The sequence below is a fragment of the Paraburkholderia jirisanensis genome, from assembly GCF_054782355.1.
Genome location: NZ_BAAGSQ010000025.1, coordinates 36791 through 61644 on the forward strand (window position 1 = coordinate 36791; position 24854 = coordinate 61644).

General features: G+C 62.2%; 21 protein-coding genes and 2 pseudogenes. 7 read left to right on the forward strand and 16 right to left on the reverse strand.

Annotation, left to right across the window (positions count from 1 at the left end):
- Positions 1-119: 119 nt before the first annotated feature.
- The 3 genes from ACYVNQ_RS12095 to ACYVNQ_RS12105 form a co-directional block, all read right to left on the reverse strand.
- Complete coding sequence (locus ACYVNQ_RS12095; RefSeq protein ID WP_460902739.1) at positions 120-1022, reverse strand: MerR family transcriptional regulator; 903 nt, start codon at positions 1020-1022, stop codon at positions 120-122.
- A gap of 89 nt (positions 1023-1111) precedes the next feature.
- The gene (locus ACYVNQ_RS12100; protein WP_460902740.1) at positions 1112-2275 is read right to left on the reverse strand and encodes an SGNH/GDSL hydrolase family protein; all 1164 of its coding nucleotides are present in this window, start codon (positions 2273-2275) and stop codon (positions 1112-1114) included.
- 11 nt (positions 2276-2286) lie between these two features.
- Entirely contained in the window at positions 2287-3195 is a 909-nt protein-coding gene (locus ACYVNQ_RS12105) for an alpha/beta fold hydrolase (RefSeq protein WP_460902741.1), read from the reverse strand.
- A gap of 86 nt (positions 3196-3281) precedes the next feature.
- Here ACYVNQ_RS12105 and ACYVNQ_RS12110 point away from each other — a divergent pair, with 86 nt between their 5' ends.
- A complete protein-coding gene (locus ACYVNQ_RS12110; protein ID WP_460902742.1) occupies positions 3282-3668 on the forward strand; it encodes a MerR family transcriptional regulator in 387 nt (128 codons plus the stop codon).
- A 33-nt stretch (positions 3669-3701) separates the two neighbouring features.
- Here ACYVNQ_RS12110 and ACYVNQ_RS12115 read toward each other — a convergent pair.
- Positions 3702-4232: pseudogene (locus ACYVNQ_RS12115) on the reverse strand (SDR family NAD(P)-dependent oxidoreductase); the annotation flags it as partial.
- On the opposite strand from ACYVNQ_RS12115, the pseudogene ACYVNQ_RS12120 reads away from it, so the two are divergent.
- Both ACYVNQ_RS12120 and ACYVNQ_RS12125 read left to right on the forward strand, forming a co-directional pair.
- Positions 4231-4590, forward strand: a pseudogene (locus ACYVNQ_RS12120) (helix-turn-helix transcriptional regulator); the annotation flags it as partial. The pseudogenes ACYVNQ_RS12115 and ACYVNQ_RS12120 overlap by 2 nt on opposite strands.
- A gap of 343 nt (positions 4591-4933) precedes the next feature.
- Positions 4934-5128, forward strand: coding sequence for a YqaE/Pmp3 family membrane protein (locus ACYVNQ_RS12125; protein WP_460902743.1), 195 nt, complete (start codon positions 4934-4936; stop codon positions 5126-5128).
- 52 nt (positions 5129-5180) lie between these two features.
- On the opposite strand, the gene ACYVNQ_RS12130 is transcribed toward ACYVNQ_RS12125, so the two are convergent.
- Together ACYVNQ_RS12130 and ACYVNQ_RS12135 are read right to left on the reverse strand one after the other, a co-directional pair.
- Positions 5181-6029, reverse strand: a complete 849-nt coding sequence (locus ACYVNQ_RS12130) for an endo alpha-1,4 polygalactosaminidase (RefSeq protein WP_460903563.1) — start codon at positions 6027-6029, stop codon at positions 5181-5183.
- A 473-nt stretch (positions 6030-6502) separates the two neighbouring features.
- Complete coding sequence (locus tag ACYVNQ_RS12135; protein ID WP_460902744.1) at positions 6503-7078, reverse strand: peroxiredoxin-like family protein; 576 nt, start codon at positions 7076-7078, stop codon at positions 6503-6505.
- A 70-nt stretch (positions 7079-7148) separates the two neighbouring features.
- On the opposite strand from ACYVNQ_RS12135, the gene ACYVNQ_RS12140 reads away from it, so the two are divergent.
- The 3 genes from ACYVNQ_RS12140 to ACYVNQ_RS12150 all read left to right on the forward strand — a co-directional run bounded on the left by ACYVNQ_RS12140 (position 7149) and on the right by ACYVNQ_RS12150 (position 8924).
- Complete coding sequence (locus tag ACYVNQ_RS12140; RefSeq protein ID WP_460902745.1) at positions 7149-7775, forward strand: TetR/AcrR family transcriptional regulator; 627 nt, start codon at positions 7149-7151, stop codon at positions 7773-7775.
- Between the two features lie 317 nt (positions 7776-8092).
- On the forward strand, positions 8093-8440 hold the full coding sequence (locus tag ACYVNQ_RS12145) for a hypothetical protein (protein WP_460902746.1): 348 nt from the start codon (positions 8093-8095) through the stop codon (positions 8438-8440).
- Positions 8441-8609: 169 nt separating this feature from the next.
- Entirely contained in the window at positions 8610-8924 is a 315-nt protein-coding gene (locus ACYVNQ_RS12150; protein ID WP_460902747.1) for a hypothetical protein, read from the forward strand.
- Between the two features lie 346 nt (positions 8925-9270).
- On the opposite strand, the gene ACYVNQ_RS12155 is transcribed toward ACYVNQ_RS12150, so the two are convergent.
- The 9 genes from ACYVNQ_RS12155 to ACYVNQ_RS12195 all read right to left on the reverse strand — a co-directional run bounded on the left by ACYVNQ_RS12155 (position 9271) and on the right by ACYVNQ_RS12195 (position 22899).
- Positions 9271-9834, reverse strand: coding sequence for a GNAT family N-acetyltransferase (locus ACYVNQ_RS12155; protein WP_460902748.1), 564 nt, complete (start codon positions 9832-9834; stop codon positions 9271-9273).
- A 129-nt stretch (positions 9835-9963) separates the two neighbouring features.
- Positions 9964-10788, reverse strand: coding sequence for a MetQ/NlpA family ABC transporter substrate-binding protein (locus ACYVNQ_RS12160; RefSeq protein ID WP_460902749.1), 825 nt, complete (start codon positions 10786-10788; stop codon positions 9964-9966).
- Between the two features lie 130 nt (positions 10789-10918).
- Positions 10919-11566: a TetR family transcriptional regulator gene (locus ACYVNQ_RS12165; RefSeq protein WP_460902750.1), complete on the reverse strand. Its 648-nt coding sequence runs from the start codon at positions 11564-11566 to the stop codon at positions 10919-10921.
- A 3-nt stretch (positions 11567-11569) separates the two neighbouring features.
- Positions 11570-14866 (reverse strand): efflux RND transporter permease subunit, encoded by a 3297-nt coding sequence (locus ACYVNQ_RS12170; protein WP_460902751.1) that lies wholly within the window; start codon positions 14864-14866, stop codon positions 11570-11572.
- Between the two features lie 11 nt (positions 14867-14877).
- Entirely contained in the window at positions 14878-16146 is a 1269-nt protein-coding gene (locus ACYVNQ_RS12175) for an efflux RND transporter periplasmic adaptor subunit (RefSeq protein WP_460902752.1), read from the reverse strand.
- Positions 16147-16286: 140 nt separating this feature from the next.
- Positions 16287-17897, reverse strand: coding sequence for an efflux transporter outer membrane subunit (locus tag ACYVNQ_RS12180; protein WP_460902753.1), 1611 nt, complete (start codon positions 17895-17897; stop codon positions 16287-16289).
- A 635-nt stretch (positions 17898-18532) separates the two neighbouring features.
- Positions 18533-19669, reverse strand: a complete 1137-nt coding sequence (locus tag ACYVNQ_RS12185) for a TAXI family TRAP transporter solute-binding subunit (RefSeq protein ID WP_460902754.1) — start codon at positions 19667-19669, stop codon at positions 18533-18535.
- Positions 19670-19732: 63 nt separating this feature from the next.
- Positions 19733-21079 (reverse strand): zinc ribbon domain-containing protein, encoded by a 1347-nt coding sequence (locus tag ACYVNQ_RS12190; RefSeq protein WP_460902755.1) that lies wholly within the window; start codon positions 21077-21079, stop codon positions 19733-19735.
- A 299-nt stretch (positions 21080-21378) separates the two neighbouring features.
- A complete protein-coding gene (locus ACYVNQ_RS12195; protein WP_460902756.1) occupies positions 21379-22899 on the reverse strand; it encodes an MDR family MFS transporter in 1521 nt (506 codons plus the stop codon).
- Between the two features lie 91 nt (positions 22900-22990).
- On the opposite strand from ACYVNQ_RS12195, the gene ACYVNQ_RS12200 reads away from it, so the two are divergent.
- Complete coding sequence (locus tag ACYVNQ_RS12200; RefSeq protein ID WP_460902757.1) at positions 22991-23722, forward strand: TetR/AcrR family transcriptional regulator; 732 nt, start codon at positions 22991-22993, stop codon at positions 23720-23722.
- Positions 23723-23746: 24 nt separating this feature from the next.
- Here the strand turns inward: ACYVNQ_RS12200 and kdgT are convergent, their stop codons facing one another.
- Complete coding sequence (gene kdgT / locus ACYVNQ_RS12205) at positions 23747-24790, reverse strand: 2-keto-3-deoxygluconate transporter (protein WP_460902758.1); 1044 nt, start codon at positions 24788-24790, stop codon at positions 23747-23749.
- Between the last annotated feature and the right edge of the window lie 64 nt (positions 24791-24854).

Genomic DNA, 24854 nt, shown 5'->3' on the forward strand with positions numbered 1-24854 from the left:
CGGGCGGCTTGCGTAAAGTCGCAACATGGCAAGGCGGCCAAGTCGCCGCCACTTGCGAGGCTGAGGGCAAAACGTCTGTTCGCAATGCACGTGGATGTCTCGCGCCAAGCCGCCAGGCATCAACGCTTCGCTTTTGCCTTGCCTTTGCCGCTGCCCGTGAACTTCAGCGACGCCAGACCGCGGCGTTTCGCGACGGTTTTCCGCGCGCCCTGTGCATCTTTCGAGCCGCGTTCGCGCTCGACTTTTTCCAGAATCGCCGCAACACGATCACCGAGATAATCGCCGGACGCCTCTTCGAGCGCGCGATTCATTTCGCTTTCGACCAGCACCATCGCGAGCGGCCGGATGCGCCAGATCGCTTCGACGAGTGCGGGCACATCGGCGGGCGGCGGCAATGCATCGGCGTCGTAGCGGTCGAGGCGCCGCACGACCAACTCGACCAGCGCCTTGGCCACCGCATTGAAATGCGGCCGCGACACACGCACGGCTTCGAGCAGATCGGTGGGAAGGATGCCTTCGCGCGCCATCGTCTCGCCGGCGGCGAGCGTGGCGGGGCTGATTGCGACGAAGTGCAGCCCGTCGCGTTCGATCAGCCCGAGTTCGACCGCTTGCGCGAGCGCGCCGGGTGCCTTGCCGCCGAACATCCGCGCGAGTTCGGCGAGCGAATAGTGTGTGGGCCGCTCATGCGACCAGCGGCTGCCGATCGCGCTTTCGAGACCGAGAATCGAGCGCAGATCGTGACCTTCGTCGACCGCCTTGATCAGATCCTGGATATTGGCGAGCGTATAGCCGCGCGCGAGCAGATGGTTGATCAGCTTTAGCCGCGCGACATGCGTATCGTCGTAGACGCCGACGCGGCCGCGTTTCTCCGGCGGCGCCAGCAGCCCGCGGTCCTGATAGGCGCGTATGTTGCGCACCGTCGAATCGGCGACGCGCGCCAGATCGTCGACGGTGTATTCGTTGCGCGCTGCGTCGGGAGCATCGCGGGTGTTGGAGGCGGGAGAAGGGCGCGTTTTCGGCATGCGGGGATTTTAGCGCGGCGGCATGCCTCGCTTCAGAGAGGGACATTCAACCGTATCGCCTGAGTGTCCGGTTTCAGCACTTCCGAACGTCACCGTGCTGACCGATCAACAGTGAGAAGGCCTCCATCGCCAAACGCAAAGCTGGCGAACCGCGCGCCAATGCGGCGGTGCGCTGGCCCATCCGGATGCAGTTGATCGGGAAGAGGCAGATCGGCGAAATCCTGTTGGCCGTAGAGTTCAAGCCCGTCGAGGTAGCGTAGATACGGATCGTTCGCGGCCCGCTGCTGCACGATGCGTCGCAACTCATCCCGGATGATGGTCAGCGTCAGCTTTCCGGCTCTGCATTCAGCTGGGTCACCGGTCGCACGAAACGAAATCTTTCCTGCGGCCAGCGCATTTAAATCGAACGCTCCTGGGCCCGGCGTATTCTCGTGAATCGGGCAATAGAGCGGCGAGATAACCAGCAACGGCGCGCGTGGGTGGCCTTCCCGGATACTGTCGAGAAAACCGTGAACCGCTGGCGTAAAGGCGCGCAATCGCATCAGATCCGTATTGACGAGGTTGATGCCGATCTTAAGGCTGATCATGTCGGCAGGCGTATCGCGCATCGTTCGGGTGGTGAAGGGATCGAGTAGTGCGCCGCCACCGAATCCAAGATTGACCAGTTCCACGTCGCCGAGGGAAGCGGCAATCGCCGGCCAGATCGAAGTCGGGCTATCTCCGTTGGAGCCATGGCTGATGGAGCTGCCGTGGTGCATCCAGACTTTTCTAGCCTCGTTGATAACGGGCTCGACGTGGGCGTTGGCGCGCAGCGCGACAAGCTCCGTGGTTTCGTTGTGCGGCAGCCAGATCTCGACTTTCTTGTCATGGTTGGACAGGCCGGTGAACCGTAGGGTAACCGGTGACCCAGACTGCTTCGAAACGGCGCCGCTAGCCATGTCGATCGTCACGGTGTCGCCACCCGTTGCGCTGCTTTGATGGACGAGGCGGCCGTCGACCAGCAGGTCGTACGCACCGGCCGGCCGCGGCGGGACACCTGCATAGGCGTACCGTGTCGGCAGGACATCGAGCTCGATGTCCGTCGCCTCGGTGCGAAACACCAGCCGTACTCCGGAGGGCTGCGACTCGGCCATCGCCAACTGCGGGTCCGTACATTGAGCGCGTGCTCGAGCAGGCAGGCGGTGTGGCATCACGCCCCGTCCGGTTTGTTCGAGTTCAAGGGCGCCGCGGAAGAGCTCGCGATTAATAGACATGCAATGCTCCGTTATTGCCTGGACGTCGACGCGACAAATCCAGCCAGATCGTGATTGAATCGATCAGGTTCCTCAATGAAAGGTGCGTGGCCCGACTCGGCGTACACCTTGCTCGCGACGCGCGGATTCAGCGCGCTCGCGCGGGCGAGTGTAGCGCGCGTGTCGACCAGCGCGTCACGGCCGCCATAGATAAACAGAAGTGGTATGCGCGCCTTCCCGAGTCCCTCTGCGGCGAATACCGTCATCGTCGGAATTGCTTTCTGCATGTCCCACGATGCCATCGCGGCATTAGCGAGCAGCCGTTCGAACGTGTCGGCGTCGGGCCGGCGGTTGAAGCATAGTCCGACGAAGCTGCGCTCACCGTCCAGGTGCGTCTTCAGCTCTGGCGAATTCATGTCCCGATAGACCTGGGAGTGGTCGACGATCTGTTTGGCCGTCAGTTCGACCACGCCATCGACGTACACGGCGCCGGCAATGTCACGGTCGCCATAGGTGGCGAGGTAGTTGGAGATCACCACACCGCCAAGCGACCAACCGACCACGACCGGTCGTTGCGCATGCGAGCCTTTGATCACGGCCGCGAGATCGTCGCCCCAGCGGCGCCCGTCATGATATGGCGCGGCACCCGACGGCTTGTCCGACAGACCGTGCCCACGCAGGTCGTACGTGATGATCCGGTATTGGCGCAATTCGGGGCTCTGCACTTGCGCGTCCCAGTTCAGGCGACTGCCGAGCAGACCGTGAATGAAAACGATCGGCGGGCCGTTGGGGTTTCCGCTTTCCTGAACCGCTAGCTTTACCCCATCCTTCGATGTAACCGTGTAGGTCGTAGGGGCAGCGACCGCATCGGGTACGGACGCGAACAATGTTGCCGCCGAGACCGCGGCAATCAACCAATGAAAGAGCATTTTAGCCTGCATGACGCCTTCCTCAAGAGTGGACAGGCGCTCAGTCTCAACCCTCACGCCAATGTGAGGGTCAAGCGGTTTGTGCTAACCTGCTTTTCATGAACGGAATGCCTTCTCAGGAACTGCTGACGATCGGAGAACTTTCGCAGCGCACCGGCGCGAGCGTGCGATCGATCCGGCACTACGACGAACACGGTCTGCTTGCGTCGGCGCGCGCGAGCAATGGCTACCGTATGTTCCCCGACAAGGCGGTCACTCAGGTCAAGCAGATTCAGCGCATGATCGCGACCGGTTTCACCATCGAAGACATTCGCGGATTTCCGGACTGCATGTTGCTGATCGAAGGCGCGCGCTCATGCGATCAGATCACCGATGTCCAGCGGCAACGCCTTGAAGCGATCGATCGCCAGATCGCGGATCTGGAGCGTCGTCGCATGAGGCTCATCAAGACCCTGTCGGAAGGCGCGGTTCCGCCGGTCGACTGACGCGCGCCGGCCGACGATCACGGGCGTTCACGTTCAGCATGCTTCTGCCAACATCACGGCGTCGGCGCCAGCGGCAATGCGAACCGGACACGATGCGTCATTCACTGCGCGCCACACGGCTTCCGCCACATCCAGCGACCGCGTGACCGGCGACGACTGCCCCGATCCCGCCAAGACGTGTTGGACGAAGGCGGTATACGCTTCCGGGACGTTACCCTGCATTCGGGGCCGCGCATTTTCACCAAAGGATGTTTCCGGCGCCCGGCCTGGCAGCACGAGACTCACCCTCACATTGAACGGCTCCAGTTCCAGCGCCAGAGACTCGGTGAACGCGTTGACCGCTGCCTTGCTCGCCGTGTACACGGACAGAAGAGGGAGCGATTTAAAAGTCACACTCGACGTGACGTTCACGATCACGCCAGCCTTACGTTGGCGGAACTGAGGCAGCACAGCCTGACTCATCGCGATTGTCCCAAGCGTGTTCGTTTCGAAAATCTCGCGAACCACGTGCATCGAGGTGCCTTCCAGCGCAGCCAGCACGCCGATCCCTGCATTGTTGACCAGCGCCCTCGCCGACGAACGTCTCGCACTCGCAATTCGACGAATGCACGAAAGCCCGGCCCGGCCCTGGACGGTTGCGCAACTGGCGAAAGAAGCAGCCCTGTCCCGCTCGGCATTCTTCGAGCGCTTCAGCCGCGCGGTGGGGGTCGCGCCGATTGAGTACCTGCTCGCCTGGCGTATGGCAATGGCGAGGAGCTTGCTGCGGTTTAACGAGCACAGTGTTGCCGAGGTGGCGCAACGGGTCGGCTACAGCTCTGGGAGCACCTTTAGTGTCGCGTTTACCCGCCACGTCGGACTGTCGCCCACGCGGTATGCGCAGGAGCAGAGGCAACGTGCGGTAACCGCAATGGATGTCGCGTGACCTGGTCCGGTCCGCCGTGTAGCAGGTGATCCGGTGGCAGAAAATGAACTCTATGGAACGCGCCCGTCGCCGATGCGAGAGATTAGATGATCGCAACAGATCGATCTCTGATCTCGGCGTCTCAGATTCCCGGGGCAGGGCATTCCCATCTGGACCACGTTGTACCTAACCAGGAGGTGACAAGCGGCGGGACACGCGGCATTCAATCCAATTTGATATAAAGATTGATTCGTTGATGCCGTTAACTGGTGATGCGCACGGAATCAACTTTCAAAGCAGATCCATACTATTTGCATATAAAGTTGGCTGCCATGTATAAAATATTGACCAAACGAGGACCTAAATGCGCCTTTTGCTTGCCCTGATTCTGCCGTGGTTCCAGTTCTTTACGATCGGCCGGCCCTTTGCGGGAATTATTTGCCTTCTGCTCCAGCTTACGATTATTGGCTGGATTCCTGCTGCAATCTGGTCGGTCTACGCACTGAGCCAGTACAAGACCGACAAGAAGATTGAGCGTGCTCTGTCGAGTCGCGCCTGACGCAGTGGAGCAGAAGGAAGGTCCTGCTGGCAGGCCTTCCCGGCGCAACCTGTTAGTCACAGCTAAACCGAAAACTATCGTCAAGCGCTTCCGGCAACACCAACGTGCGCATCTGCGCTGCTTTAGCCGACCGACAAAGCGCATCACGCGCGCCGCGCGTATTTTTCACATAGGACTTCGCATATTCGGCATTGAACACTGCTTTTCCCGAAGCAAGGAAAGCGTCATAGCCGTCGCATTCGTCCAGTTCATGACACTGCTCGTTGATCGCGAAGTCGAAGCTCGCGCCCAGCTTGTCGATCTGCTCCAGATCGTTTTTCAGCGCGACCGCTAACCCACGTGCATGCGCGGCGTTCGCAATGAACAGGTTGTAGTCGGCCTGGGTTGAGCTGTTCAGCGGAAATCCCGGCTTGTTAGTGTAGCCATCGACATTGTCAGGCTCGACGCCGTCGCAGCCCTTGCTTACCGCCAGCGCAAGACGCGCCTGCATGATGTTGCGCACGTTGGCAGATCGGGTGTCGAGCCAGCGCTCGCCGGCCCACCCCGCCAGATTGTTGCCCTTATCGGAGCTGGCAAACTGCTTGTAGTCAGGCCGCCAGTTTTCCGCGCTGCCCGCGGAAAAGTAGCAGATAACCCTGTGGCCTTGTGCTTTCAGATGGTTGATGGTCGCTTGCGGCGCATCGAACAGATCGATGTCGTAGACCTGCGCAGGATAATTGGTGTTGATCGAACCGCTTAGCTGCCATTGCCATGTGTCGTTCCGACTCGGAACCCATTGAGGCGTTTTGGATGACGAAGCGACCGGCACGGAAGCCGAGAACGCGGTAGCGGCTGTCGAAGCCGCTTCCCCTCCACCCCCACCGCAACCGGCCAGTACAGCCACCGCTGCCGCCGCGACCATCCACACATTTGCGATTCGCATCGATTTTCCCAATTGCCAAAGTGGAGTTCTTAAGGTTATCGCCCTGCGTTGGCTCGGCACTATACAACCTTTCTGTGGGATATGGCATCAGGCGAAACTTGTATGTTTATCTCACGGTGTCATGCTTTGCCGATAATTCGACTGTCACTCGCCGGGCCGCTCAAGTTTTCTAATTTGCTTGCCGTTAATGCATGCGAGATCCATAACGCTGAAGGGCACCCAACGGTAGGCGCGCGTCGCTCACCGTTGCGTAAATTCCGTTAAACGCAAAGCCGAGTCCAAAACATCAAAAGGGACAATGCTTGAATCTATTATCTCTTTTGACGAGCTCTAAACTGTCAGTGTGCGTAGCACCAGCAGCACTCTGCAAGAGCGAGTTGTCGTCACGCTTTTCGCCCTCACGAGCAGGTAAAACAGAGAGTCCGTAGCCGCCCGAGGCGGTCGTCATACACTTATCGGCTATTCCGGGCATGGGACAGCAGGTCATCGACGGACCACTGATCGTAAATATGCTCTCCATACTTGCATGCGAGAACCCGCCCATCCACGTCGATGAGGAAATCGGCAGGCAAGCCCAGCTTGCCGCCTTCAGGATGGAAAGACGTGACAGGCTGTTTTCCGCAGATAATCCTGCCGAGACTGCGCATCACGCCGCGCATAATCGGAAACCATGCCTGAGGACTCGACAGTGCCCGGGGCGAAGCCTCGACACCGAATGCTGCATATAGGGTCTTCTGCGGATCGGCAACGACTGCGAACGGCAATTCCACTGTAAACGGACGCAAGTCGTCGGCGGCGCTGTGGAATACAGCTACTTCTCGAATGCCGGCGGATACGATCTCGTCGTGCCGTTCCGCGACCGAGCGTAAGTGCATATCGCAGACGGGGCAACCGGCGAAGCGCCGGAATTGCAGATGAACCAACAGATTTGGGTCGGGCAACGTCACAACTTCGTTTAGCGCAACAAGCTGCCGACTTGTGACCAGTTGGCCGGGTTCGAATAGCAGGCGCGTACGTAACGTGTGCATGACCTTTTTCCATTGTTGGAGTACAGTGTACGCTTACGCGATTGCATAACGCAATTCCATCGTCCAGGCCATGCCACGTTCACGTTCTCTCACGCACTCCGACCTTGCCGCCGCAGCCCTCCGGGTCATCGACCGTGATGGGCTGTCGGCACTATCCATGCGTACCGTCGCGGCGGAACTGGGTGTAGGAGCCATGTCACTGTATCGTTATGTCGAGGATCGCGAAGCCATGGAGCGGCTTGTGGTCGACGAAGTGCTGGCGAGCGTAGAAACGGAATCGGGGCTTGCTACATCGTGGGATCGGCAAATCGCCCAGCTCGCGGCAAGAATACGTAATGCCGTGGGGGCACATCCGTCTATCGTGCCGCTGCTCATGCTTCACCGTCATGACTCGCAGGCAGTGAAGCGATGTGCGGAAACGTTCCTGCAGATACTGACCAACGCTGGGTTCAATGGCACACGGCGAGTCATTGCATTACGTACCCTGGTCAGCTATCTCAGTGGTGTACTCCAGGCGCAATATCTGGCTCCGCTCGACGGGCCTGGCACGGGCGCAATGGTCGATACACCGCGCAGCGAGTACCCGCTGCTGTCGGCGACAGCGCGCGTTGCGAGACGGGTTAGACCTGACGAAGAGTTTCGAAAGGGACTTGAGATCGTGTTGTGTGGATTGACGAGTCTGCTGGGCGACGGGTGAGTAGGGCTTCTTTACTTTGGCATCCAGACGGAAATGGCATCGGAGACTGGTTGGTATTCGAGCGTGTTCAGGGCCGTCGCGGCATTGACGCTCGCATGTCAGCTTCGTGCCCGACAGCGGTCGCTGATTCGCCAAGGTTGAATGTCGATAGCGGGTCGATTCATGCGTTCGCATATGACGGTAGTCGGCCAAGAAGAGACGTTCGACGTGATGACCTGAATCGTTGACAATTGTGGTCGAATGACTTCCCGCAGCTTGGGGAAGACTATGCTTGGGTTGAGCATTTGAATGTAACACCATCACATCGAGGTACTTACATGAACATTGAGGTAATCGCGACTCGATGTGCAGATCAAAAGTTAAGCTTGCAGGACGTTGATGCTGCTTGCCAAGCCTCGAAAATATCGAGGCTCGATTTCTTCGACGAGCTTGCCCGCTGGCTTGCCATCGAATTTCTTGAAGGCCGGCGCGATTTCACGTTTTGCGATAGCGCCGCCAACAACATGATGCCGCTTGCGGAATGGAATCTCACTGATTTCGCGTGGTCCGTTTTCCACGCATTCGACAATGGTGAGTTCTACCATCCGGAGGACTCGCGAGAGGTCCATCCTGCCGAAAAGTACACCAGACCGATGTTGCGGCAGGCGTTGGCTGATCAGGGGTAGTCTGCAGGGATCGTCTAGTGAGGGTATGCGGCGAGGTGCAATCGGCCAGAAGCGGTCATTCGACGTAGGCGACCAAATCATTAACAATGCGGTCATCGTCACGACAAGTTCCGGGCATCGATCCGGAATACTCCGGAGCAGTTCCGCTTCCCGACAAAGCCAAATATCAATGACAGCCAGTTTTCGCTTGATAGCAATATATGCCGAAGCTGAAATACGCTCGCTTGCTAGACACTACGTGGCAGATTGCGCCGTATCGGCGCTCGACCTTGAGCCGACCCGGCCATGGTTTCTGGTCGAAACAAAAACAGATGTGGAGCGTGACCTGCTTACAGGAAACGAGGGGCTTCTGAAAGAATTCAAGGCGGTGTTTCGGGCGCGCGAGTGCCCTGACGAAATCGTTCAGGGTTTAACGTTCACGTTCCAGTCACAGGAAACTGTGGAGCGAGACTACGCGGGCAACTGGCACTGGGCGTTGAAGTAGTCAACCCTCTGAATGTCCGGTGTCGGCGATATTGAACGGCCGCTCCGGGGGTCGCTTTCAGTCGGTCCGACACATGATTTGAGTTCGGCGAGCACTTCAGACTGCTGGTCGTTATCGCAGCCTGCCGCGGGTTTGCCGGGGACAGCGTTCCCGGCAGTATCATCAACTCCGTATTTTCAGTCTCATAAATTCCGTTTCCCTGCAGAAGCGGGCCTTGCAGCGCTACACGTGTGCGAGTGCCTCCACTGCAACGCAGTGCGACAAACCACCTCTGGTTTCGTGACAGGCGGCGACGTACGCGTCGATCAGTGGATGCAAGAGCCAATACTGGCGTGAACAATCGGCTTTAAAGCACGCTATCAGCCCCCTCCGGCCTCACCCGATCCCCCACACCCAGCCGACGCTGCATCAGCGTCGTATCGATCCATCGCCCATGTTTGAAGCCGATCGCGCGCAGCGTGCCGATCAGTTCGAAGCCGGCCTCCGTATGCAGCGACAGCGACCCGCCGCCACCGTTATCGGCGACCACCGCGATCATCTGCCGCCACGGCCCTTGCTCGCAGCGCGCAATCAACGCCTGCAACAACGCACGGCCCACACCGCGGCCGCGCAACGTATCGTCGACATACACCGAGTCTTCAATCGTGAAGCGATACGCCGCGCGCGGCCGATACGGCGTCGCATAGCAATACCCGGCAATCCGCCCATCGAACTCAGCCACCAGGTATGGCAAGCCATGCGACAACACAGACGCATGCCGCGTGCGCATCTCATCGGTGGAGGGCGGCGTTTCTTCGAACGACGCAACACCCGTCAGCACGTGATGCGCATAGATCGCCTGAATGGCGGGGAAGTCGTCGCGGGTCGCATCGCGAATCGTCAACGACGTGGCAGTGGCAGGTTCGCTCATCGTGATCAGGGCTGGCAGTGCAAAGAAAAACTCACTATGCCAGCGATCCCGCGCGAACTAAAGCGCATCAATATTGAACCGTCAGTTCAAGCTGCGCGCAACGCAAGCGCGCAGCCCGTATCGATCGCCTTATTGCGGCGCGCCGTTCCACGCGGGCAGCGTCGCACCGTGATACACGCTCAGAATCTCCTTGGCCACGTTCGGCTGCTGGTAGCTTTCCACCAGCGCGTGCACCCACGGCGAATCCACATCTTTCTCGTTGACCGCAATAAAGTTGCGATAAGGATTGCCGCCCACCTGTTCCTGCGCGATGCGTTCCTGCGGAATACGGATGCCCGCCTTGATCGCCCAGTCGGTATTCACGACAGCTGCGTCAAGATCGCCGATCGCGCGTCCGACGATGCCCGCATCCAGTTCCTTGATCTGCAAATGGCGAGGATTGTTCGCGATGTCGCGCGCGGTCGGCAGCAGGCCGACGTCCTTGCGCAACGCGATCAGCCCTTGCGCCTGCAGCAGCAACAGCGAGCGGCCTTCGTTGCTCGGATCGTTCGGCACGCCGACGATCGCGCCGTCGCGCAGTTCGGCCACCGACTTCACCTTGCGCGAATACAGCCCGATCGGCTGCACATACGTGAAACCGACCGGCACGATCCGGTAGCCGCGCGCTTTCACCTGCGCTTCCAGATACGGCTTGTGCTGGAACGAGTTCGCATCGAGATCGTGTACCGACAGGGCTTCGTTCGGCTGCGTATAGTCGGAGAACGTCGTGACCTTGATCGCGAGCCCATGTTTTGCCGCGTTCGCTGCCACCACGCGCCAGACGTCTTCGTCCTCGCCGGACATGATGCCGATGCGCAAGGTTTTTTCGGCAGCGTTCGAAAACTGTAGCGTCGCCACGCTGAAGCCAACCAGCAGTGTGGCCAGAAGGGCGGTGGTAAAGGTTCTTTTTTTCATTGGATGCGTGGCTCATGTGAGTGGAACATGAGCGGCATCCTAAGGAATACGCAAGGCAGCTGACAAATAACTTTGTGTGGATTGCTAAAGCTGCTTGCCGATATGACGCTATAGCATCGCAGCTGGCGCTTCAACGCGCCGGCATCTCCGCCTGCCGCAGCGCCGGCGAATTACGCAACATACCGATACACGCATCCGCCAGATATTTCGCGTCGCGCGGCAACTCGACCGAGCCCAAACCCATCAGCCAGTCGCGCAACACGCCGCCGAGAAACATCTGGATCACGCTCGCCGCACGCGTCGTATCGAGATCCTGCGGCAATTGCGCCTTGTCGATCGCATTGCGCAAGCCCAGCACGAGCCGTGCACGGCCGTCGTGCGCGGCGGTGCGCAGCCGTTCGATCACCAACTGCATATCGTCGTTGTATTCGCACTTGGTGAACAGCACTTCGAACACGCGCCGGCTGTGCGGTTCGATCGCCGCCTTCGCGAGACAGAACATGAACAGGTCGCGCACCCGCCCCAGCGGGTCCGCTTCGAGCGGATCGAAGGTGGCGGCCACCAGCATCTCCATCGGCAGCTTCACGCGCTCGGCCATCGCGTTGAACACTTCGCCCTTGTTGCGGAAGTGTCCATAGATGGCGCCGCGCGTGAGGCCGGCGTGCTCTGCAATCTGCGCGAGCGAGGTCTGTGCGAAGCCGTGTTCGAAGAACGTCACTTCGGCGGCATCGAGGATCTGCTCGCGCGTCTTCAGCGCATCTTCGCGAGTGCGTCTCATCGCTTACACGTGCGCGTCCTGCGGGTCGCCCGGGTCGGCATCGTGATGCGGCATCTTCTTCGACACTTCATCGAGCTTGTCACCCAACAGACGCCGCACGACCACGTAGAACACCGGAATCAGCAACAGGCCGAAGAACGTCGCGAACAGCATGCCGCCGATCACGCCGATGCCGATTTCGTGCCGCGACGCCGCGCCCGCACCGCTCGATACGACCAGCGGAAACACGCCGAGTATGAACGCCATCGAGGTCATCAGAATCGGCCGCAATCGCAGGCGGCCCGCTTCGACCACCGCATCGAACAGCGTCATGCCGCGCGCCTGGCCTTCCACCGCGAACTCGACGATCAGAATCGCGTTCTTCGCGGCCAGGCCGATCACGGTGACCAGACCGATCTTGAAGTAGATGTCGTTCGGCACGCCGCGCCACAAGCAGAACGCGAGCATGCCCAGCATCCCGAGCGGCACCACCAGCAACACCGCCACCGGAATCGACCAGCTTTCGTACAGCGCGGCGAGACACAGGAACACCACGAGGATCGACAGCCCGGTCAGCACGGTCGCCGAACTGCCGGCCAGCAGTTCCTGATACGACTGGCCGGTCCAGTCAGCGGCAAAGCCGTTCGGCAACTTGTTATCGACGATGTTCTGCAGCGTGTCGATGGCCTGACCGGTCGAATAGCCCGCCGCCGAGTTGCCGACGATTTCGACTGCCGCATAGCCGTTGTAACGCGGCAGCACCAGCGGACCGATGCCCCATTTCGCCTGCACCACGCTCGACAGCGGCACCATGTTGTACGGGCTGATCGCGGTGTTCGCCGCGGACGGATTGACCTGGGTCAGATAGCCGCTGCTATTGGTCGAGCCCGCGCTGCTGCTGCTGCTGCGCGACGACGATGAGGACGAGCCCGAAGCCGTGGTCAGCCCATTGCCGGTCAGGTTGCTAGGCGTGTACAGATGCTGGAATGCGTCGAAGTTCATCCGGTACGGCGCATCGGCCTGGATATAGACGCGCTTCACCCGGCCGCCATACGTGAACTGGTTGACGAAGGACGGCGCCAGTTCGGCCTGGATCGTCGCGTACACATCGGACAGCGACAGTCCGAGCGCCTGGGCCTGGTCGCGATCCACCGCGATGTTCAGCTGCGGTGCGGTGGGCAGCGAGTTCGGCCGGATGCCGAACAGCACCGGGCTCTTGGTCGCCTCGCCGATCAGTGTCTGCTGCGCTTGCGTAAGCTCGTCGCGCGACTGGCCGGCGCGCGCCTGCAGGTACATGTCGATCCCGCCGAACTGGCTCAGACCGCGAATCGTCGGCAGGTTGGTCACGAAGATCTGCGCATCGGGGATGCTGTGCAGAATGCCGTTCATCTGCGGAATCAGCTGCATCGCGGTCTTCGAGCGCTTGTCCCACAGCGACAGCTTGATAAACGCCATACCGACGTTTTCGCTGGTACCGACGAAGCTGAAACCTTCCGGCTGGAAGATGCCGACGATGTCCTTGCCGACCGGGCTCTTCAGCAGCGTTTCGCGCACCTCGGTCATCACGTGGTTGGTGCGCTCGATGGTCGCGCCCGGCGGCAGGTTGATCAGCGCCAGCGCGAAGCCCTGGTCTTCGTCCGGCACGAAGCCGGTCGGCAGCTTCGTGTACAGGAAGCCGGTCAGCACCACCAGCACCACGAACAGCACCATCCACCACGGCGCCTTGCGCGCCGAGTTGCCGACGTGGTCGACATACCAGTTCGTGAGCCGCTCGAAGTGGCGGTTGAACCAGCGGAAGAAGAAGTTCTCCTTGGTCGAATGGTCCTGCTTCAGGATCGCCGCGCACAGCGACGGCGTGAACGACATCGCGAGGAACGCCGAGAAGCACATCGATACCGCGATGGTCAGCGCGAACTGCGCATAGATGATGCCGGTCGCGCCTGGCTGCAACGCGGACGGCACGAACACCGCGGACAGCACCACCGTGATCGCGATAATGGCGCCGGTGATCTGCTTCATCGCCTTGCGGGTGGCGGTGCGCGGATCGGTGCCGTCCTCGGTCATGATCCGCTCGACGTTCTCGATCACGACGATCGCATCGTCCACCACAATACCGATGGCGAGCACCATGCCGAACAGCGTGAGCTGGTTCAGCGTGTAATGCAGCGCCGACAGACCGACGAAGGTGCCGAGCAGCGCGACCGGAATCACCAGCGTCGGGATGATGGTGGCGCGGAAGTTCTGCAGGAACAGCAGCATCACGAGGAACACGAGGATGATGGCCTCGGCCAGCGTGTGCACGACGTCGGCGATCGACGCCGTAATGAACGGCGTAGTGTCGTACGGGATGTCCCACGACACGCCTTGCGGCAGGTCGCGCGCGAGCGAACCCATTTCCGCCTTGACCGCCTTCGCAACCTGCAGCGCATTCGCGCCAGGCAGCAGAAACACCGCCAGACCGCCGGCCGGTTTGCCGTCGTAGACCGGCGCGATACCGTTGGTCTGCGCGCCGAACGAGATGCGCGCGACATCTTTCAGACGCACGATCGTGCCGTTGCTGTTCGACAGGATGATGATGTCTTCGAACTGCTTGCGCGTCGAGAACAACGTATCGCCGGAAATCGTCGCGGTAAACGTCTGGCCGGGCAGGGCTGGGTCGGCCCCGAGCGCGCCGGCTGCGAACTGCGCGTTTTGCGCGCTGACCGCGTTCAGCACCTGGGTGGTCGACAGTCCGTACGCCTGCAGCTTGTCCGGGTCGAGCCAGATGCGCATCGCGTATTCCGAGCCGAGCAGCGTGGTGTTACCCACGCCGTTCAGGCGGCCGATCGCCGGCTGGATATCGGACGCGAGAATGTCGGACAGGCGCGCGGCGTCGATCGTCGGGTTGTCCGAACGCAGCGCGATGAACAGCAGAATGTCCGGGCTCGCCTTCGCGATCACCACGCCTTCCTGCACCACCGGCGCAGGCAACAGCGGCTGCGCCAGCGTGACCTTGTTCTGCACCTGCACCTGCGCGATGTCCGCATTGGTGCCGGTGGCGAAGGTCAACGTGATGACGGTCTGGCCATTCGAAGCCGACTTCGAGCTGAAGTACAGCAGGTTGTCGAGGCCGGTCAGCTGCTGCTCGATCACCTGCGTGACGGTCGTCTCCATCGTCTCCGCGCTGGCGCCTGGATAGGTCGCGGTGACGGTGACCTGCGGCGGCGCGATGTCGGGGTACGAGTCGATCCCCATCGAGCGCATCGCGAGATAACCGAACAGCGAGATCAGGATCGCGACGACCCATGCGAAGATCGGACGGCTAATAAAGAAACTCGGCATTACGCGTGCTCCTATTGCGCGCTGCTAGCTGCGCTTGCCGGTGCCGGTGCGGATGCAGTCGCTGCCGGTGCCGCTGTGGGTGCAGCTGAGGGTGCCGCCGCGGGTGCAGACGCGGCCGCGCTTGCCGAAGCGGCTGCGGGCGGCTGCCACGCGGCGGGTTCGACCGGCTCGCCTTCGTGCACGCTTTGCAGGTTGTTCACGAGGATGCGGTCGCCATCGTCGAGACCGTCGGTGACGATCCACTGGTTCTGATAGCTGTTGGCCGTCGTGATGTTGTGGCGCTTGACCTTGTTGTCCGGGCCGACCGCGTACATGTATGCGCCCACCGTGTCGCGCAACAGCGCCTGCTGCGGCACCAGGATCACGTTGTTCTGCTGGCCCATGTTGACCGTCAGCGTCACGTACATGCCGGGCAGCAGCACGCGGTCGGGGTTCGCCACCAGCGCGCGCAGATTGACCGCATTGGTCGCCGCGTTGACCGTCACGTCCGAGAAGTCGAGCGTGCCGAGCCGTCCGTAACGGCTGCCGTCGGGCAGATCGATCTGCACGGTGGTCTTGTCCTGCTGCGCGAGCGCCACCGAGCCGGTGGTCTGTGCGTGGCGCAGCGTGACCAGATCGGCCGAGCTGATCGTGAAGTTCACGTACGATGGGTCGATCTGCTGCACGGTGGTGAGCAGCGTGCCGGACGAGCCGGTATCGCTGACACTGCTGCCGACGATCGCGCCCGCCGTGACGAGCTGCTGGCTCGCAATGCCGGTGATCGGCGACGTCACGCGCGTGTAGTCGAGATTGATGCGCGCGCTCTGGATCTGCGCCTGGTCCGCTTTCAGCTTCGCGGCAGCGCTGCGTTCCGCGGCATCCGAATTGTCGACCGTCTGTTGCGACACGGAACCGACCGGCAGCAGCTTGCGATTGCGCTCGGCGGTGATGTGGTCGTTCACGTAGGTCGCCTGGTCCTGCGCGAGCTGCGCGATATCGCTGTTCAGCTGCGCCTGGTAGAAGGTCGGGTCGATCAGGAACAGCACCTGGCCTTCGCGCACCGTGCTGCCTTCCTTGTAGGTGCGTTTGAGCAGCAGGCCGGACACGCGTGCGGTCACATTTGCGCTGTAGTACGGCGACAGGCGGCCGATCAGCTGCCGCGTGAGCGGCACGTTCTGTTTATGCACCGTCACCACCGCGACTTTGGGCGGCGGAGGCGCGGCCGGTTTGTTCTTGCTGCAAGCCGCGAGCACCACGAGAGAGAGGCACAGCAACGGCCCGCTGAGCGGGAATGACTTCATGAAGACTCCATTCTTGCTTGGACGGCAGTGATTATCATGACTCGCAGCCTGCGGCGCGGCGTGCATGGGCATTCGGGCGTGGGGCGCGAAGCGCTGCGCGGCGGCGGCGAGAAGCGGGATCTAATGCGAGTGCTGCGAGTTCATTGCGGCGTAACGGCGGCGCCTTGCGGCGGCGGCGTGGCCGTTTCCTGCGGTTTGGCTGCATTGTCTGCCGCTGGGTGCGTCGTGCCCGCATCGGCGGTTTGCACGTCGTTCCAGCTCCAGCCGCCACCCAGGTTGCGGATCAGCGTCACGCTGCTCTGCGTCAGCAGCGCCCGGGTGTCGCTCAGGTTCTGCTCGGCGAGCAGCAGCGTGAGCTGCTGCGTCAGCACATCCTGCTGGCTGGCCGCACCGGCATCGAACTGCGCGCGTTGGCTCGCGAACAGCTGCTGGTTGCGCTGCAGGATGTCCTGGAACGAGTGCGACTGCTGGCGCAGGTGGTTCACCGACGACAGGCTGTCTTCCACCGTCTGGAACGCGGTGAGCACCGTGTTGCGATAAACCGCGACGTTCTGGTCGTAGGTTGCGCGCGCTTCGTGCACCGCGGCGGTCCGCGCGCCGCCGTCGAAGATCGTTTCGGCGATGTCGGGGCCGAGCGTCCAGAAGCGGTTCGGCAGCGAGAACAGATTCGCGAACGTGTTGTGCTGGAAGCCGCCTTGCGCCGACAACGTGACGGTCGGGAAGAACGCGGCGATGGCCGCGCCGATCAGCGCGTTCGACGACGCCGCGGTACGTTCGGCCGCGACCACGTCATAGCGGCGCTCGAGCAGCTGCGACGGCACGCCGAGCGGCACATCCGGTTCGTCGAACCCATAGTGGGGATCGGGCGCAATCGAGAAGTTGCCCGGTGGCACACCGAGCAGCACCGCGATCGCATGCTCGTCCTGTTCGCGGGTCGCTTCGGTTGCCTGCAGATTGGCCACCACCACTTCGAGCGTGTCCTGCGCGAACAGCACCTGGTCGCTCGACGCGAGGCCCTGCTGGAACGACGTGCGCGTGATGTCGAGAAGGCGCGTGTCGACGTCGAGTTGCTGCTTGAGCAGCTCGATGTCGACGTCGGCCTGGCGCAGCAGGAAGTAGTCGGTTGCGACGCTTGCCGCGATCGACAGCCGCTGGCCGGCGAGCTGCGCGTCGCTGGCTTCGGCGTTGCCCTTGGCCGCTTCGATCTGGCGGCGGAACGCGCCCCACAGGTCGAGTTCCCAGCTCGCCGATACGCTGCCGATGAAGTTGTTCGACACGCCCGCTGCACTGGTGCCGGTCACCGAGCGCGAGCCCGGCGACAGCCGCGACGACGCGTTCGACGGTGTGCCGCTGCGCGCAGCCGATAGATCAGCGCCGACCACCGGGAACAGCGATGCGGTGTTGGACTCCACGATGGCCTGGGCGACCCGGTACGCGGCTTCGGATGCGGCGATCGACTGGTTGGCTTTCTGCGACTGCTCGACGAGTTCAGTGAGCTTGTCGTCGTGATACAGGCGCCACCAGTCGCTTGCGAGCGACGCTTGTGGATTCGCCTGTGCGCGCTGCCAGTCGGCGCCTTCCTTGAAGCTTTGCGGTACTTCCACGACGGGCTTGCGGTAGTCGGGGCCGACCGCGCAGGCGGCGAGGCACAACGCGGCAATGCCGGCCGTGCACGCCTGCAGCGCGCGGCGTTGCGAAAACGGTGGCGCTTTGCCGCGAGGGTGGGCGACGGAGAGTGACTCGTTATTCAATGCGTGTTTCCTGTAAAGGAATAGACAGCAAATTGAAATGAATTTGAAATATAACTTTCGCCTCCGAACGGTGCTCCAAAGAGACCGCAATTGGCGCATCCGGCGATTCTAGACGCTAAGCGTGTATTTATGCCCAGAGGTTTAGTTTACTGAGTGTTTCGATTAGCTGTAGATGCGGCTGGGTTAGCAGTCTCCACGTTACGTTTGAACCGAAATGTGCCAGATAAAAAAGTCTTCTGCTTTACGCAAAATACTTTGGGCATGTTGGGTATTTCCGAGGTGGGGGTGTGATCGCCGAAACCCGCATGCAGCATGGTTCCCGGAACGATGAAGCCAGACAGGCGAGGGTCCGCAGACGCACGCGCGTCACGCCTCGGTGGCCTTGGCGAGATTGCATCGCGGATGGGCCGCGGCGATCGCCTGACGGCATGCGCGCGGCTAAAGCGCAACAGTGCGTTGCGCGTTTGACAGGAATGTTGTGCGCGCATCCAAGTGCATCTCTTGTCGTGCGTGTGCACACACTTGACTGGCCAGGTCGGCGACAGGCGAGCCACCGCCCGTTTTGGCGCTTTCATTTGTAATGTGGGTGGCGTCCGCCTGTCTCGCGCAGGTGCGTTGCGGGCTTTTCGTGTTTCCTATTTGCCGCACAACAAAAGCAGCCGCTCCTGTTCGGAGCACGGCCGCCGGTTGACCTTCTGCTCGGCCGCCGCGCGCTGCGTGGCGCCGGCGCCCGTACCGCCCGCGGCGCCCGCCGCCTGCAGCGACGCGCGTTTGGCGAGGCAGGCTTTAAGGCGCCGCTCGACCGGCGGATAGTATTGCCAGCCTTTGCCGAGCCCCGGCAGTTCGAGCTTCACCTGTTTCCACTTCGGGTGGCCATGGTCCTGCAGATTGTCGAAGTTGTCGCACAGCGAATCGGCAAAGCGGTTCAGGTTGCCGACCGTGTCGCGCAGGTTGTAGTCGTAGGTCACCAGAAATGCCTTCACGGTCCACGTCGGCACGTCTTCCTTGAGCCAGTTCGGGTAGCTCGATGCGCGGATCGTCGCGGGGAAATAAGTCTGCTTCGCGCGCGCCGTTTCGGGCGCATTCGGGTCCACGCGCAGAAAGCGGATCTGCTGCAGCAGTTCCGGGTTCATCTCGGTGAACAGCTTGGCGGGCTGCCCCGCAACCACGATCGCGACGTCGATCTTCTTCACGATCAGCGCGGCCAGCGCGTCTTCGTTGCTCAGATGCTGCATGTTCTGTTCGGGAATCGTCTGGTTGAACATCAGACGGTACAGCGTGGTCGCCGATTGTGCGGTGCCGCTGCCGATCAGCCCGACACTGATGTTCTTGTCCTTGATCTCGTTGATCGTCTTGAGCGGCGAGTCGTTGCGCACCACAAAGTAAATCTCCTCGTCGTAGAGCGGCATGATGAGCCGCAGCGGACGAATCGTCGTTCCAGCGTCGGCATTGCCTGTGTTCGCCATGTCGACGTAGGCCTGGTAGACATCCGATTGCACCAGCGCAAGCTTGACGCCGGGCTCGAAGCGCATGCGTTGCACGTTTTCCGCCGAGCCTTTCGATGGAATCACTTCAAGTTCGATGCCGGCCGGCTGCGCAACCCATTTCGACAGATCCTGACCGATCTGGATATAGGTGCCGCGCTCCGGGCCCGTGACGATCTTGTAGTGCGCAGGGGCTGCCACCGCGAGCGTGACGAACAGCAGCGCAAAGAGTGCCGCAAAAATCGGCGCAATCCGTGCCGCCAGTCCCGTCAGTGTTTTCGTTAGCATGGTCTCTCTCCAGTCTTCGTGTCGATGTGCGGCGGTGTGCTACATCGCGGGTGGCGGGCCGGTTCAGCGCGGCGCGCTCGACGGCGCCGCATGCTTCCAGCCGGATTCCTTGATCGCGCGTTCGGCGGCGTCGGTGCCGCTGTCGGTGCTGGTGGTGTTGTTCGTGTTGCTGTTGCCGCTGGCGCTGGTCGCGTTGTCGTTGCTGCTGCTGTCGTTGCTTGCCGGCGCGGAAATAGCAGGAGCAGCGGCTGGGGCCGTGCGCAGTGCCGATGTCGTGTCTTCGTCCGCCGCTGCGGCCTTGGCGGCCGGCGCCGCGGGCGCGCCTGGTGTCGCCCGCGTGGCCGTTGTAGCCGGCGGCATGCTGGTGGCGAGCGGCAGCGGCGGCAGCGAAGTCGACGTGGACCCGCCGGGCGCCGCAGGCGGCGCGGCCGCGCCCCAGTCGCGCGACGACGGCAAGCCGGTGCGCTTCGCGCTGCGCGGCGCCCGTGCCGGAGCAACTGCCGCCGCCGACGGCGCGGCTAGGCTCGCCGGCGGCGACCAGCCGGTCGACAGAATCATGCGTTCCATCAGCGTTTGCGCGTGCACGCTGCTCGCATCCACCGCCAGCGCGGCCGATGCGTATTGCTGCACGCATGCCCACGCGCGTTCGCTCGCGCACTTGTCCGCAGACTGCAGTGCGCCGTCGCGGCGCTGCTCGCGTGCTTCGATGTCGCGCTCGAGCGCCAGCGCGTCCGCGTTGTTCGCTTCGCGCGTGAGCGCCGCGTGCGTCGCCGCTTTGGCGTCAGACAGATTGTTGTCCTGCAGGCTCGCGCGCGCGGCGCGCAGGCTGTCCGCGACATCCTTGTATTGCGGCATCACGCGTGGTTTCGGTGCGACTGCCGTTGCGCCGTCGGTGCCGGCACGCGGCGCGAGATTGGCCTGCGGCGGATACGGCGAAATCGAACCGCCCGACGAATTGGTCGACGGTTCGTCGCTGGCGGGCTCCTGCTTACGGCTCTCGCCAAGCAGCAGATACGCAGCGTAAGCCAGCGCCAGCACGAACCACACCGCCAGCATGCCCTTCGTGAAAATCCAGCGCCCGGCGCTTTGCCACACCGGCGCAGGCGCTTCGAGCGGATGGATTTGCCGCTGGTCGGGCGCGACCGGCGGCAGTTCCGGGTTCGCGACATCCGGCGCCGACAGCGCGGCGGGCGGTGGCGAAATCGGTGGACTCATGGCTTTCAACGGCGCCTCCGCACGTTTGCGTACAACCGTGTCGAGTGGATGATCTGCGCCGCAATACGGGCAGAAATCGACTTGCTGGTAGAGCACGCCGCCACAGCGTTTGCACGGTGTGGGGAAACTCTGGTCAGGAGTAGTCTGAGCGGACATGCGGTCGACCCACCAGGATGGGGGATGCCATTTCGGCATGCTCAGGATCGTCGTTGAAGCGACGGCGGCGCGACGCGGAACTCACGATCAACATGCGCTGGAACGCGGCCTACCGGACCGGGTCGACCGCTGAGGCCAATATGGTTTGTTTCACCTGGCGCGTCAATCGACGTTGTTACCTACCGCACATTCGCGTTCGGCTACTCCATCGCAGGACGAATGAAAGAGGGTGTTTTTACAGCGCCAATGTGCGGTGGTGCTTTCGTCTGTTGATCATAAGAATAGCTAAGCGAACGGCCGGCGTGCACGCGCCGGCCGTTCGTCAGTTCCGTGCCGTATCAGGTCTTGCGTAGCGGGTGATCGCGCAGCAGCCACGCCAGCGCGAATGCCAGCACCACGATGCACGCGGCTGTCAGAAACACCGTGTGCAACGCGCCTGCGAACGCATGCAGATAGCCGTCATGCAACGCGGCAGGCAACTGGCGAATCGCAACCGGGCCAAGTGCGTGCGGCAGTTCCGTACCGGCGGGTATCGAGGTTGACAGACGTGTTGCGAGATTCGTCGAAAAGATCGCGCCGAATGCGGCGACACCGACCGAGCCGCCGATCGAGCGAAACAGCGTGGCGCCCGACGTAGCAGTGCCGAGATGCCTGAATTCGACGGTGTTCTGTACCGCCAGGATCAGCACCTGCATCACCATGCCGAGACCGCAGCCGACCAGCCCCATATACAGGTACATCAGGCGGATCGGCGTATCGAGCTGCAGCGTGGCGAGCAAGGACATGCCGAGCCCGACCAGCAGCGTGCCGATGATCGGAAACATCCGGTACTTGCCGATCCGGCTGATCAGCCGGCCGCTGATGATCGACATCAACAGCACGCCGCCCATGATCGGCAACATCTGCATGCCGGCTTGCGAAGGCGTCGAGTTTTTGACCACCTGCAGATACATCGGCAGAAACGTGACGGAGCCGAACAGCGACACGCCGACGATGAAACCAATCGCGCTGCTGAGCAGAAACGTCCGCTGGCGGAACAACTCGAGCGGCAGGATCGGTTCGGCGGCGACGCGCTCTTCGTAGATGAAGCCGGCGATGCAGATCACACCGAGCAGCAGCGTGCACCACAACTGCACCGACGACCATGGCAGCAGGCCGCCGCCTTCGCTGGTGAACAGGATGATGCAGGTGAGGGCGCCGGCGAGGAATGCGGCGCCCATGTAGTCGATCTTGTGCTTGACGTGCACCACGCGCGGTTTGAATACCGCGCCGATCACGAGCAGCGCGAGGATGCCGAGCGGCACGTTGATGTAGAAGATCCAGCGCCACGACAGATGATCGACCAGAAAGCCGCCGATCAGCGGGCCGATCACGGTGGCAACGCCGAACACGCCGCCGAATATGCCCTGGTAGCGGCCGCGCTCGGCGGGCGGGATCACGTCGCCGACCGCGGCCACCGCGATGACCAGCAGCCCGCCGCCGCCGAGACCTTGCAGCGCGCGCAGCAGCACGAGCTGGGTCATGTTCTGCGCCACGCCGCATAGCGCGGAGCCGATCAGGAACAGCACGATCGCGGTTTGCAGCACGATCTTGCGGCCGAACAGGTCGCCGAATTTGCCGTATAGCGGCACGACGATGGTTGATGTGAGCAGGTACGCGGTGACCACCCATGACAGGCTGCCCAGGCCGCCAAGCTCGCCGACGATGGTGGGCAAGGCCGTGGAGACGATGGTCTGGTCGAGCGCCGCGAGCAGCATGACGAGCAGCAGTGCTGCGAACAGCAGGCGAATGGGCGGGCGCTCGACGGCGAGGTCTGGTGGCACGGTGTGGTGCAGTTCCGAAGGGGGTTGCAGTTCCATAATGTTGGTGCTGACGTTGGACTGTCTTGAAATTAATTAACGCGAAGATTAATATAATCGTCGTTAGCTATTTCGTCAATTGCGAAACCCTATGGCAGAACGTGTGAATCAACGGACGGCAGGCAGGGCGCGGCCGCGTAGTGCGGCGGCAGCAGCGGCAACCGATGTTCCGGCACCCAACCCACGCCGCCCCGGTCGTCCGGCCGGCACTTCACGCGGCCCCGAACAGCGCGAGCGCCTGCTCGACGTCGCGCTCGCGCAGTTTGCGCGTCAAGGCATCGTCGACACCACGCTCGGCGCGATTGCGCGTGAAGCGGGCTACACGCCGGCGATGGTCCATTACTACTTCAAGACGCGCGATCAACTGCTCGACGTGCTGATCGACGAACGCTTCCAGCCGCTGCGCATGGCGTTGCGCGAACCGTTTCGCGATCACGTCGACGACCCGGTGGCGGCCGTCACGCAGTTCGCGCGCCGGCTCGTCGAATTGTCGGGCGAGTATCCGTGGTTCCCGTCGCTATGGGTGCGTGAAGTGATCAGCGACGGCGGCCTGCTCAAGCAGCGCATGCACGAACGCTTCGGCGATACGCGGCAGAAAGCAACGCTCACGCTGATCGCGAAGTGGCAGAAGCAGGGCAAGCTCAATGCGCAACTCGAACCGTCGCTGCTGTTTCTGTCGATACTGGGTTTGACGGTGTTGCCGCTCGCCACGTCGGCCACATGGCGCAGCGATCCGGCACGCCGCAAGCTGACCGCCGACGATATCGCACGCCATGCGCTGGCGGTGTTGCAGCATGGCGTGGGGCCCGCGACCGAGGTTTGACAGCGCAGCGCGCGCTACGCCGCACTACTCCGCGGTGCGATGCTCGAGCGACGCATCGAGCGCATGCGTATCCGTCAGCGCATCGAGCGAAGCGAACGCAGCATCGCGATACTTCGCCGACAGCACGCCCCAGCGCCGCGCCCACAGCGACGTCACGATCGGCGTGAGCAGCGCGGTGACCACTACCGAAGTCGCCACGAGCGCAGTCGCTGCCGGCGCGACTGCCGCGTAACGCGGCTCGATACCCGCGATGATCTGCGGCACCGCCACCGCCGCCCCAGCGGTCGACGAAGCACCGATACCCGCCGTGCCATTGCCTTTCGCCAGAAAGATATCGGCCAGCACCAGCGTCGTACCGGTCACCAGCATCACGCACACGCCGACCAGAATGCCGAGCAGGCCGGTGTTCAGAATCACCGCGAAATCGAGGTTGTTGCCGAGCGCGAACGCGAAAAATGGCACCATCACCGGCACCGCCGCGGTGAAGAAGCGGCGCAGTTCGGGGTCGAGATTGCCGAGCGCAAAGCCGATCAGAAACGGCAGCAGCGCACCGACCAGCGTGGCATACGGAAAGCTCGCGAGTCCTGCGATGCCGAGCGTGACCATCGTCATGAACGGTCCCGATTCGAGCGACATCAGGCAGAACGCGCCGGCTTCTTCCTTGGTGCCGTACTGCTGCATCAACGCCATATACAGACCGCCGTTGGTCTCGTTCATCACGCAGATCACGGTGAGCGCGGACAGCCCGGTCAGAAAGCCCGACGTGATGCCGCCGGCCGGCAGGAAGCGCGACGCGATTACACCGGCGAGCGCAGCCGTCGCCACCTTGGTCAGCACCAGCACGCCGCTCTTGCGCAGTACCACTGGCGTCGCTTTCAGGCTGATGCTCGCGCCCATGCAGAAGAACCAGACGGCAAGAATCGGCAGCGTACCGGTGATCAGTGCATTGGTGAACGAGCCGAAGTATTTGCCCGAATGCGGCGCGAAGGTGTGCAGACAGGCGCCGAGCAGCAGCGGAACCAGCATCAGCCCGCCGGGAATACGGTCGATGGTCTTCTTGATGTTCATGCCAGAGTGCTCCTCCACGGGACGGGTATGCCCGATCGGTTGTTGTTGTGCACGGGCTGGACCG

Bases quoted from the DNA above. Each gene is read 5' to 3' on its own strand.
- ACYVNQ_RS12095 (WP_460902739.1), bottom strand. From the start codon at position 1,022: ATGCCGAAAACGCGCCCTTCTCCCGCCTCCAACACCCGCGATGCTCCC.
- ACYVNQ_RS12100 (WP_460902740.1), bottom strand. From the start codon at position 2,275: ATGTCTATTAATCGCGAGCTCTTCCGCGGCGCCCTTGAACTCGAACAA.
- ACYVNQ_RS12105 (WP_460902741.1), bottom strand. From the start codon at position 3,195: ATGCAGGCTAAAATGCTCTTTCATTGGTTGATTGCCGCGGTCTCGGCG.
- ACYVNQ_RS12110 (WP_460902742.1), top strand. From the start codon at position 3,282: ATGAACGGAATGCCTTCTCAGGAACTGCTGACGATCGGAGAACTTTCG.
- ACYVNQ_RS12125 (WP_460902743.1), top strand. From the start codon at position 4,934: ATGCGCCTTTTGCTTGCCCTGATTCTGCCGTGGTTCCAGTTCTTTACG.
- ACYVNQ_RS12130 (WP_460903563.1), bottom strand. From the start codon at position 6,029: ATGGTCGCGGCGGCAGCGGTGGCTGTACTGGCCGGTTGCGGTGGGGGT.
- ACYVNQ_RS12135 (WP_460902744.1), bottom strand. From the start codon at position 7,078: ATGCACACGTTACGTACGCGCCTGCTATTCGAACCCGGCCAACTGGTC.
- ACYVNQ_RS12140 (WP_460902745.1), top strand. From the start codon at position 7,149: ATGCCACGTTCACGTTCTCTCACGCACTCCGACCTTGCCGCCGCAGCC.
- ACYVNQ_RS12145 (WP_460902746.1), top strand. From the start codon at position 8,093: ATGAACATTGAGGTAATCGCGACTCGATGTGCAGATCAAAAGTTAAGC.
- ACYVNQ_RS12150 (WP_460902747.1), top strand. From the start codon at position 8,610: ATGACAGCCAGTTTTCGCTTGATAGCAATATATGCCGAAGCTGAAATA.
- ACYVNQ_RS12155 (WP_460902748.1), bottom strand. From the start codon at position 9,834: ATGAGCGAACCTGCCACTGCCACGTCGTTGACGATTCGCGATGCGACC.
- ACYVNQ_RS12160 (WP_460902749.1), bottom strand. From the start codon at position 10,788: ATGAAAAAAAGAACCTTTACCACCGCCCTTCTGGCCACACTGCTGGTT.
- ACYVNQ_RS12165 (WP_460902750.1), bottom strand. From the start codon at position 11,566: ATGAGACGCACTCGCGAAGATGCGCTGAAGACGCGCGAGCAGATCCTC.
- ACYVNQ_RS12170 (WP_460902751.1), bottom strand. From the start codon at position 14,866: ATGCCGAGTTTCTTTATTAGCCGTCCGATCTTCGCATGGGTCGTCGCG.
- ACYVNQ_RS12175 (WP_460902752.1), bottom strand. From the start codon at position 16,146: ATGAAGTCATTCCCGCTCAGCGGGCCGTTGCTGTGCCTCTCTCTCGTG.
- ACYVNQ_RS12185 (WP_460902754.1), bottom strand. From the start codon at position 19,669: ATGCTAACGAAAACACTGACGGGACTGGCGGCACGGATTGCGCCGATT.
- ACYVNQ_RS12190 (WP_460902755.1), bottom strand. From the start codon at position 21,079: ATGCCGAAATGGCATCCCCCATCCTGGTGGGTCGACCGCATGTCCGCT.
- ACYVNQ_RS12195 (WP_460902756.1), bottom strand. From the start codon at position 22,899: ATGGAACTGCAACCCCCTTCGGAACTGCACCACACCGTGCCACCAGAC.
- ACYVNQ_RS12200 (WP_460902757.1), top strand. From the start codon at position 22,991: ATGGCAGAACGTGTGAATCAACGGACGGCAGGCAGGGCGCGGCCGCGT.
- kdgT (WP_460902758.1), bottom strand. From the start codon at position 24,790: ATGAACATCAAGAAGACCATCGACCGTATTCCCGGCGGGCTGATGCTG.